This window comes from Streptomyces tibetensis (assembly GCF_040647715.1).
In the GTDB taxonomy this organism is placed as follows: domain Bacteria; phylum Actinomycetota; class Actinomycetes; order Streptomycetales; family Streptomycetaceae; genus Streptomyces; species Streptomyces tibetensis_A.
Window position 1 is genome coordinate 916,159 of record NZ_JBEZCR010000001.1, and the last position, 9,316, is coordinate 925,474.

Annotated in this window: 6 protein-coding genes and 1 tRNA gene; 2 read left to right on the top strand and 5 right to left on the bottom strand. The window is 74.1% G+C overall.

Annotated features, from left to right (window positions below):
* Positions 1-204: 204 nt before the first annotated feature.
* Complete coding sequence (locus AB0B29_RS04150) at positions 205-1,791, bottom strand: MFS transporter (protein WP_362233656.1); 1,587 nt, start codon at positions 1,789-1,791, stop codon at positions 205-207.
* A gap of 325 nt (positions 1,792-2,116) precedes the next feature.
* On the opposite strand from AB0B29_RS04150, the gene AB0B29_RS04155 reads away from it, so the two are divergent.
* Positions 2,117-2,191, top strand: a tRNA-Cys gene (locus AB0B29_RS04155).
* Between the two features lie 51 nt (positions 2,192-2,242).
* Here the strand turns inward: AB0B29_RS04155 and AB0B29_RS04160 are convergent.
* Positions 2,243-2,731, bottom strand: a complete 489-nt coding sequence (locus AB0B29_RS04160; protein ID WP_362233659.1) for a DUF6083 domain-containing protein — start codon at positions 2,729-2,731, stop codon at positions 2,243-2,245.
* 224 nt (positions 2,732-2,955) lie between these two features.
* Here AB0B29_RS04160 and AB0B29_RS04165 point away from each other — a divergent pair, with 224 nt between their 5' ends.
* Positions 2,956-4,182, top strand: coding sequence for an LPXTG cell wall anchor domain-containing protein (locus AB0B29_RS04165; RefSeq protein WP_362233662.1), 1,227 nt, complete (start codon positions 2,956-2,958; stop codon positions 4,180-4,182).
* A gap of 11 nt (positions 4,183-4,193) precedes the next feature.
* Here the strand turns inward: AB0B29_RS04165 and AB0B29_RS04170 are convergent, their stop codons facing one another.
* From AB0B29_RS04170 to AB0B29_RS04180, 3 genes are all read right to left on the bottom strand, one after another.
* Positions 4,194-5,360 (bottom strand): SUKH-4 family immunity protein, encoded by a 1,167-nt coding sequence (locus AB0B29_RS04170; RefSeq protein ID WP_362233664.1) that lies wholly within the window; start codon positions 5,358-5,360, stop codon positions 4,194-4,196.
* Between the two features lie 324 nt (positions 5,361-5,684).
* Complete coding sequence (locus AB0B29_RS04175; RefSeq protein WP_362233666.1) at positions 5,685-8,003, bottom strand: xanthine dehydrogenase family protein molybdopterin-binding subunit; 2,319 nt, start codon at positions 8,001-8,003, stop codon at positions 5,685-5,687.
* Positions 8,000-9,316 (bottom strand): 2Fe-2S iron-sulfur cluster-binding protein (locus AB0B29_RS04180; protein ID WP_362233669.1); only part of this gene is annotated, 1,317 nt, incomplete at its 5' end. The genes AB0B29_RS04175 and AB0B29_RS04180, both read right to left, overlap by 4 nt.

The window sequence follows — 9,316 nt, forward strand, 5'->3', positions numbered from 1 at the left end:
GGCCACCCTACCGGCGCCCCGAGCCGGTCGACGCGCGGACCGGGCCAGGGCATCTGCGGGTGGGACCGACGTCACAGCCCCCGCGACCGCCCCGCGATCCTCCCGACGCCCCGTGGGCCCCGGAGGCGATGTCCACGGGACGGCGCGAAGGCCACCTCCTGGGCCCTTCGGCCGGGTCGACGCCCCTGGGGGCGAGGGACGGTGCTACGGCCGTCGTTCCCGCAACCGGGTCGACACCCAGGCCCCGGCCAGCGCGACCGCCGCCATCGGCAGGAACACCGCGGTGAAGGCGGCCGGGTGGGAGCCGGAGGTGTGGGTGGTCGTGTGGGAGAGCGCGCCGCCGCCGAGCGCGGCGAAGGCCGCACCGCCGGCGGACAGCAGGACGACGTTGGAGAGGCCGTCGGAGATCTGCAGCGCGGCGGAGTTGGCGCCGGCTTCCTCGGGGGCGGAGAGCTTCAGCAGGAGGACGCTCGTGGAGGAGATCACGAGTCCCATCCCGAAGCAGCCGAAGGCCCAGGCGACGGCCACGGTCCAGACGGGCACGGAGTCGATCAGCACGCTCGGCGCCGTCGCGATGGCCGCGGCGACCAGGAGCATCCCGACCGTGGTCAGCCGCTCCCGGTACGGCTCCGTCCGCGACCGGGACTGCACCCAGGACCCCAGCGCCCACGTCCCACCGCCCGCGGCGAGCGAGAACCCGGCCAGGGTGGGGCTGAGCCCGCGCTGGGTGACCAGCATCAGCGGCACGAACGACTCGGCGGCGATGAAGGACCCGGCGGCGACGCCGCGCAGCAGTACGACGGACGGCAGCCCGCGAGCGGCCCGGTAGGTGCCGCGCGGAAGCAGCCCGAGCACGGCGGGCACGAGCAGGGTGACGCCGAGCGCACCCGGCAGCAGCGAGAGGGGACGCAAGTCCTGGGCGGCGTACTGGAGCAGTCCGGCCCCGAGGGAGATGGCCAGGGCGAGCCGGATGCGCCGACGGTCGAAGGAGGCACGCGGTCCTTCCGGCGGAGCGGCCCGGTCGGCTGCCCGGACCGGATCGGACGGGGCAGGCCGGTCGGCGAGGGCTGTCCGTTCCGCGGGGACCGGCAGGTCGGGGCTCGGCGCCGCGGTGGACTCGGCAGCTCGGGGCCCGGTGTGCCCCGCCGGGCCGGACGCGCGGCGCCGTATCTGCGGCAGTGCGAGCGCGAGCGGGAAGACGACGAGCACGGGTATCCCGACGAACACCCACCGCCATCCCAACTGCTCGGTCACCGTGCCGGCGGCGAGCGGACCGACGATCGACGGGAGGACCCAGCTCGCGGCGAAGGCGGCCATGATGGCGGGCCGCAACCGCTCCGGGTAGGCCCGCCCGACGACGACGTACAGCGCGACGATCACCAACCCGCCGCCGAACCCCTGCACGGCCCGCCCCAGGATGAACACCCACATCGTCGCGGCGGTCCCCGACAGCAGCAGCCCGGCCCCGAAGGAGGCGATGCCCGTCGTCAACGGCCCCAGGGGGCCGCGCAGGTCGGACCACTGCCCGGAGAGCACCATCCCGAACAGGCTGGTCGTGAAGTACCCGGAGAACGCGAACGCGTACAGGGACACCCCGTCCAGCTCCCGGGCGGCCACGGGCATCGCCGTCCCCACGGCGGTCGCCTCGAAGGCGATGAGCAGCACGACGGAGACGATCCCGACGCTCAACGCCCGGTGTCCCGGCCCCAGCACACCTTCGTCTCCCCCGGCGAGGGAGGACGGGACGGCAGTACCCACGACATCGGCGTCACGCGGCTTGGAGTCAGGCATGCCCGCCAGCGTAAGGTCCACGCGCCCCTTTGGCCCCTGTCGCGAGACGGTCCCGACCTGAGACCTTGGTCTTACGCCCTCCCCTATGGCCACCGCCTTTCATGAACGGCGTATGGCAGTCGCGTTGCGCCCCACCGGATGCCCTTGAACCGCACGTCGAAGGCCCCGTACGGTCATCGCACCGAGTTCGACTTCGGTCCGAACAAGGCCGTGTGCCCGAGTGGTTGAGGGGCTCGCCTGCGCCGCATCCATCAGCGAGCTCCGCTCGCGGGGAGCTACGTGGGTCCGAACCCCGCCACGGCAGTGAGCATGCGAACTCGGTCACGGCCGTGTGCCCGAGTGGTTGAGGGGCTCGCCTGCAAAGCGAGTTACGTGGGTTCGAATCCCGCCACGGCCTCCATGGACAGCCTGGCGTCACAGCTCGCGGTCACGTGCCCGTCGGGTTCGCGCGTCAGCCGGCGTCCGGAAGTGCCGCCGGGTCGGTGTCGCCGTCGGCCTTTCGGCGTGCCCTGCGTGCGTTCTCCGCGCGTACCGCGTCCAGCCATCGCCAGATGCCCGCCTCCTCCGGGCTCAGACCGGGGCAGGCGATGCGGTGCGGGACGCGGCACACCGCACCGGGTGCGGGCTGGTCCTCGCGGCTGTTCCACGCCGTGCCGTCCGAGTCCACGTACCAGCGGTGCCATGCGGGCACCATGTGCGCGGGTACCGGCATGCCCGGTTCGAGGAGGACATGCGTGCCGTAGTAGGTGGCGTGCCGCTCACCGGTCAGCCCGCAGTGCGGGCATTGGGGCGGGGCGGGCGGCTCGGGCCCGGTGGCGCCCTCCGTCGCCGCCTGGGCCCGGTCGGTGTTCTCCCACGGCCGCGGCGCATCAGCGGGCCGCTGCCGGTGTCCGTCGGGGCCTGGTAACGGGATGATGCTCGACTCGTCTGTGTCCCCCATACCTCCGAGCATCTGCGGGAGTTCAGGGGCCGGGAAGGGCGCGTTCAGGGGCGCAACGGGGCAATCCGCCGAGCGTCCGGAACCGGCGCAGCTTGCGATGTCCGGCCCGGAGAAGTCCCGCACAACCCCAAGCGCCTCTCAGGTGTCCAGGACATGACCGGTAGCCCACGCTCCGGTCGTCGTGCCTTTCGGGGCCGACGAGGAATCCGACGAGGAGAATCACCGTGCACCTCCGCCCCTCGGCAGCCGTCCTGGCCGCTGCCGTGATCGCCGTCGCCGGTCCCGCTGTCGCCGCGCCCCTGGCGCACGCGGAGGGGGGCCAGCCCGAGCTGGTCGTGTCGGCCCTGCCGTCCGCGACTCCCAAGCCGGGTGAGGTGTACGACAAGTCCGTCACCCTCACCAACAAGGGCACGGCCGCCGTGGACGGGGTCACCTTCCGGGTGCGTCTGACGCGCGGGCTGGACTTCCCCGAGCAGGTGAAGGGCTGCACCTACTCGACCGTCGAGGACCAGGTGCGGCAGGCACTCTGCGAGCTCGACACGGTCATCGCACCGGGCGCCTCCATCACCACGCCCGTCCGCTTCAAGGCCCTGGACAAGGCTTTGATGGAGTCCGTCGAGTACGGCACGAGCGCGACCGGTGACGCCCCGGGCGAGGGGTTCGACGACAGCTACCGGCGGCTCACGCTGACCGCGGACAACACCGCCGACCTCGTCGCGGTCGGTGAGGAGATGGAGGCGCTGGCGGGCGGGGAGCAGTCGGTCACGGCGACCCTGCGCAACGACGGCCCCGGCTGGGTGCAGAACCAGGAGAGCGACGACCTCCCCGGCCTGCTGGTGCAGATCCCGCCGGGCACCGTCGCCGTGAAGGTGCCGAAGGACTGCGCGCCGTTCGGGATCGACGGGCCGAGTGAACCGCAGGGGACCCCCCGCAAGCCCAAGTACGTCTGCTGGCCGCAGGACGGGACCCTCGAGGTCGGCCAGTCCCTGTTGTACACCTTCACCTTGAAGATCAAGAAGTCCGCGCAGGACACCGAGGGCGAGATCAAGGCGTCGTCCGTCTACGACATCGCCCCCGCGTACGACGAGAACCGCGCCAACAACATCTCCTCGATCGGCATCGACCTGCCGAGCGACTACGAGCCCGAGCCCAGCCCCTCGGACGGCGCCGACGGTGGTACGGGCAACGGCGGGAACGGCAACGACCCCGAGGGGCAGGCCGCCGGCGGCACGGGCGCCACCGCCTCCCCCTCGGCGTCCGCGTCTGCCTCGGAGGGCACCACGACCGGCGGCTCCACCGGCACCTCGACCGGCAGCACCACCGGCGGCAGCCTCGCCACGACCGGCTCCGACGGCACCCCGCTCCTCGCCGGTGCCGCGGCAGCCGCCGCGGTGCTCGGTGGCGGCCTGGTCCTCGCCGTGCGCCGCCGCAGCGCCGCCAAGTCGGTCTGACGGCAGCTCCGTCAGAGCACCCCGCCGGCCTCGTCCTGGAACGCGTCCGTCCAGTAGTGGCGGACCGTTCTGCCGGCGGTGGCGCCCGTGGGGTCCACGGTCGACAGGACCTGGAGCATCGTCATGGCCAGCTGGTCGTAGGTGTCGGTCGTCAGCTCGTGGGACGACTCGGCGTCTATCGCACGCTCGCGGTGCAGGAGCCAGAGGGTGAAGGCGAGGGTCGACACGTCCGTGTTGAGCGGGGACAGCGTCGCCTCGGGTTCGCTCCAGTTCAGCACGGCGCCCGTCGCGCCGTCGACGACCAGGCTGTTGTCCTCGACCAGGTGGCCGAGGCGGATCAGGCGGTGGGCCGCGGCGGGGAGTCCGGCCGGGATGTCGGTGTCGGCGTAGTACTCGGCGAGCGTCGCCAGGGGGACGTCCGTGTCCAGGGAGAAGACGTGGGCGTCCTCCGGCAGGCCCACCTCGCGCAGGAAGCGGCGGGTCGGCTCGTGCGTGAGGGTCGCGGGGAAGTCGACGTCCTCGAAGCGCGCCACCTTGCCGGGGCCGAACTCCTGGTCCAGAAGGCGGTGCGGGAGGTCCAGGGCCAGGCCGGACACGCCGCCGCGGCCCGCCACCAGGGCCAAAGGGCGGATCAGTGCCGCCATCTTCCAGAACGGGGCCGGTTCGCCGTCCGCGCCGTCCCGGAAGACCGCGAGCAGGTGCTGCGAGGCCTGCGCCACCGCCTTGGGGCCGTAGCGGCCCGCGTAGGAGGCGAACTGGCCGCGCAGACCGGCCAGTTCGTCGGTGGCCTCCGCGAAGCGGACCAGCGTCCGCAGCGACGGGGCCAGGGGGCGGCGGTCCATCAGGTCGGGGCGGTCGTGCAGGACGTACGTCGTGGAGATCTCGCCCGTCGCGCCGTCCAGCAGGACCGACTCCGTCTCCAGGCCGACGGGGCCCAGCAGTCCGCCTATCACCAACTGCCCGCGCAGCTCGGCCGGGAGGCGGTCGTCCGGGTCGCCGGTCGAGTCGGCGACCGTGCGCAGGCCCTCGCGGCTCAGCTCCTCGAAGCTCAGCACGCCGCTGTCGACGGGGAGTCCGGGGCCGGTCAGCCAGTGCCGCGTGGACGCGTGTGTCACCCACGGGTCCAGCTCGGACTCGGTCAGGGTGATCACCGCGGAACCGGCGTCGGTCGTACTCATGGGCTCCCCCGCATGTGCTTGCTCACCGTCCCCTGGCGGAGCACGGCAGACCGCCCGGGCCAGCCCGGCAGCCGTTCCCCACTGCCCAGAACAGTACGCCCCACCACTGACAACGCCCCGGAACAGCGACGCGCGTCCGGCGACCACGCCGCGTCACCTCACAAGACGCTCAGAGCACCCCCGTGCGTTCCCTCCCCGCAGAAATCGCTTCCGGTCCTTGGCGCGCCCCTGGTGCGCCGTCAGTTCGAGGTGACCGCGGACGAAGCCCGGTGACGGGTTCCGGCGCGCGGAGCACGGCGACCCCGGCCGACGGCACGGGCAGGCTCAGCCCCGTTCCGTCACCACCGCCGCCTGGGGGCGGATCGGCAGGCGGTTCACGGGGCGGCCCGTCGCGGCGCGGACGGCCGACGCGATGGCCGCCGGGGACGTCACCACCGGCACCGCACTGACCGCCTTGGCCCCGAAGGGGGCGACCACGTCCCGTTCCTCGACCAGCCGGACGATGCGGATGTCGGGGGCGTCGAGGGCGGTCGGGAGGGCGTAACCGGTCAGGTCGGGGTGGCGGACGATGCCGCGCGGCGTGCGGAGGTTCTCGGTGAGGGCGATGCCCACGCCCTGGGTCACGCCCGCTTCGATCCGGGCGGCGAGCTGGGCCGGGTTCAGCACGCGGCCCACGTCCTGGGCGACGGCCAGTTCCACGACCCGCACGGAGCCGATCTCGATGTCCACGTCCACCACCGCGCGGATCGCGCAGAAGGCCATGCCCACGAACGCGTCGCCCTGGCCGGTCTCGTTCAGCGGTTCGGTCGGGTGCGGGCGGCACTGGGCGGTGGCCCACAGCTCCTTGCCGTCCAGCGCCTCGGTGACGGTCGTGGAGAGGACCCCGTCGTACGACGTGATCTTGCCGTCGGTGATCTGGAGCAGTTCCGTCGACATGCCGAACTTGTGGGCGAGCGGCTGGAGGAGCTGGGTGCGGACCATCTTCGCCGCGCGCTCCACCGCTCCGCCCGAGACCCAGGTGTGGCGGCCGCGGCAGCCCGCGCCCGCCGGGGGCTGGTCGGTGTCGACCGGCGCCACGTGCACCTCGTCGATGCCGAGCGTCTCCTGGACGATCTGCCGGGCCAGCGTCGTGAAGCCCTGACCGGTCTCGACGGCCGCGCACAGGACCGTCGCGACCCCGTCGTGGACCTTCACCGTGGCCGTGGACACCTCGTCCGCGCCCTCCGCGCCGAGCATGTGCACCATGCCCACGCCGTAGCCCACGCCCCGGCGCACGGCGCCCGGCTCCCCCGCGCCCTCGGGTCCGCCGGGCAGCAGCCACTCGTCCTCGGGCGTGTCCTTGGGCAGCGGCGGCAGCTCGACGTCCCGTACGGCCTGCAGGAGTTCGGCGACCGGGGCCGGGCAGGTCACGGTCTGGCCGGTCGGCAGCACGTCGCCGGTCGCCAGCGCGTTGCGCAGCCGCACTTCCGCCGGGTCGAGGCCGAGCTTCTTGGCGATCTTGTCCATCTGCGCCTCGTAGGCGGCGCAGACCTGCATGGCGCCCTCGCCGCGCACGTGGCCGGACGGGGGGTTGTTGGTGCGTACGGCCCAGCCTTCGATGAAGGCGTTCGGAATGACGTACGGGCCGCAGGCGAACGCGACGGCGGCGGCCAGGGCCTCGGCGGAGGTGTCGGCGTAGGCACCCGCGTCGAGCAGGATCTGCGCCTCGACCTTGACGAGTCTGCCCTCGGCGTCGGCGTGGTGGCGGTAGCGCAGCAGGGTGGGGTGCCGGTGGACGTGACCGAGGAAGGACTCCTCGCGCGTGGCGGTGAGCTTCACCGGGCAGCCGGTGCGCAGCGCCAGCAGGCCGAGCGGAAGCTGGAAGCCCTGGTCCTCGCGGTCGGCCGTGGCGCCGGGGACGCCGGTGACGACGATCTTGACGCGCTCGGGTTCCAGCCCGAAGGCGGCTGCCGCCGCGTCGCGGTCGGCGTGCGGGTCGGTGGAGGCGAGGTACAGCTCCACCCCGCCGTCGGGACGCGGCACGGCCAGGCCCGCCTCGGCGCCGATGGGCGCGGGGTCCTGACGGCCGATCCGGTACAGGCCCTCGACGACGATCTCGCCGGCCGCCTCCGGGTCGCCGTGGCGCAGCGGGATGTGCCGGATCAGGTTGCCGTCGGGGTGCAGCGGCTCGGCCTCGAAGGCCTGTTCCGGGTCGGTCACCGGGTCGAGCACCTCGTACTCGACGATGACGGCGGCCGCCGCCATGCGCGCGGTGTCCGGGTGGTCGGCGGCCACGGCGGCGATGGGCTCGCCGTGGTGGCGCACGACCTCGGAGGCGAAGACCGGGCGGTCGGCCGTGCCGCGACCGTGCAACGGGCTGCCGGGGATGTCCTCGTGGGTGACGACGGCGCGGACGCCGGGCATCTCGCGCGCGTGGGTGGTGTCGATGGACACGATGCGCGCGTGCGGATGCGGTGAGCGCAGCACGGCCGCCCACAGCAGGCCCTCGGCCCACAGGTCGGCGGCGTAGGGGAAGGTGCCCTCCGTCTTGGCGCGGGCGTCGGCGGGCGGGAGCGAGGCGCCGATGCCGTGCGGGAGCGGTTCCGGGGCCGGGGCGGCCTCCGCGGCCTGTGCGGCCTGGGCGGTGGCTGCTTCGTTGCTCACGCGGGGCCTCCGTCCTGGCCGTAGGGCTGGTCGTGCGCTTCTGGGGAGTGCGGTCCGGGGGCGTGCGGTTCCGGGGGCACCCCGAAGGCCGACGCGTTCACGCCACCGGCGCCCGGGCCCGCCTGGCGCGGGATGCGGGCCTCTTCGGTGTCGCCGTCGCCCGGCGCGGAGTGGGCCTCGCGTTCGGCGACGACGTCCTTGACGGCGTCCACCACGCCCCGGTAGCCCGAGCAGCGGCACAGGTTGCCGCACAGCGCCTGGCGGGTCTCCAGCTCGGTGGGCGCCGGGTTGCCCTCCAGCAGGTCGTGCACGGTCATCGCCATGCCGGGGATGCAGAAGCCGCACTGCACGGCGCCGCAGCGCGCGAGCGCCCGCTGCACGTCCGACGGCCGGCCGTCCTCGGCCAGTCCCTCGACGGTACGGACCTCGCTGCCGGCGGCGGTCACGGCGGGGACCAGGCAGGACGCCACGAGCCGCCCGTCGACCTGGACGTTGCACGCGCCGCACTCGCCCTGTGAGCAGCCGTCCTTGGCGCCCGCGAGTCCGAGCCGTTCGCGCAGCACGTACAGCAGGGACTCGCCGATCCACGCGTCGGTGACGGGGCGTTCGGTGCCGTTGACGCGCAGGACGTACGAGGCGAGGGGGTGTTCCTCCTGGGGGAGGCTGCCGGACGGGGCGTCGGCCGGGGCGTCCGGGGCGCCGGCCGGGTGGGGCGCCGGGCCCTCGGCCGGGTCCGGATCGTCCTGGGGTCCGCCGTCGGCGGTCTCCTGGCCGGTGTCGGCGTCGGCGTCCGCCTCCGCCGGGGCGGGCAGGGGCCCTGCAGCGGGCTCGGAGGGGCTGCCGGCGGCCTCCGGGGCCCCGGGAACGTCCGGGGCGCCCTCGGCGTCCTCACCGGCGCCGTGAGCCGCCTGTGAGGCTTCGTGGGCGTCCTGCGGGAGCGAGGCGGCTTCCGCGTGTGCCTCCGGAAGGGGTTCCCCGGGGAACTCGCCCGGGAACTCGCGGGGTGCCTCGGCGTACGGGGTCTCGGGCGGGTGGGCGGCGGGCATCGGGTGGCCGGCGGAGCCGGACGACTCGGGCCCGCGCCCGGGCCCGTGGTGGCCGGCGGACTCCGGCCCCTGGTCGGCGTACTCCGCCTGCTCGGGCTCGCGCTCGGCGTACTCGGCCTGCTCCGGCCCGTGCTCGGCGTACTCCGCCTGTTCGGGCCCGTGCTCGGCGAACTCGGCCTGCTCCGGCCCGTGCTCGGCGTACTCCGCCTGTTCGGGCCCCTGCTGGGCGAACTCGGCCTGCTCCGGCCCGTGCTCGGCGTACTCCGC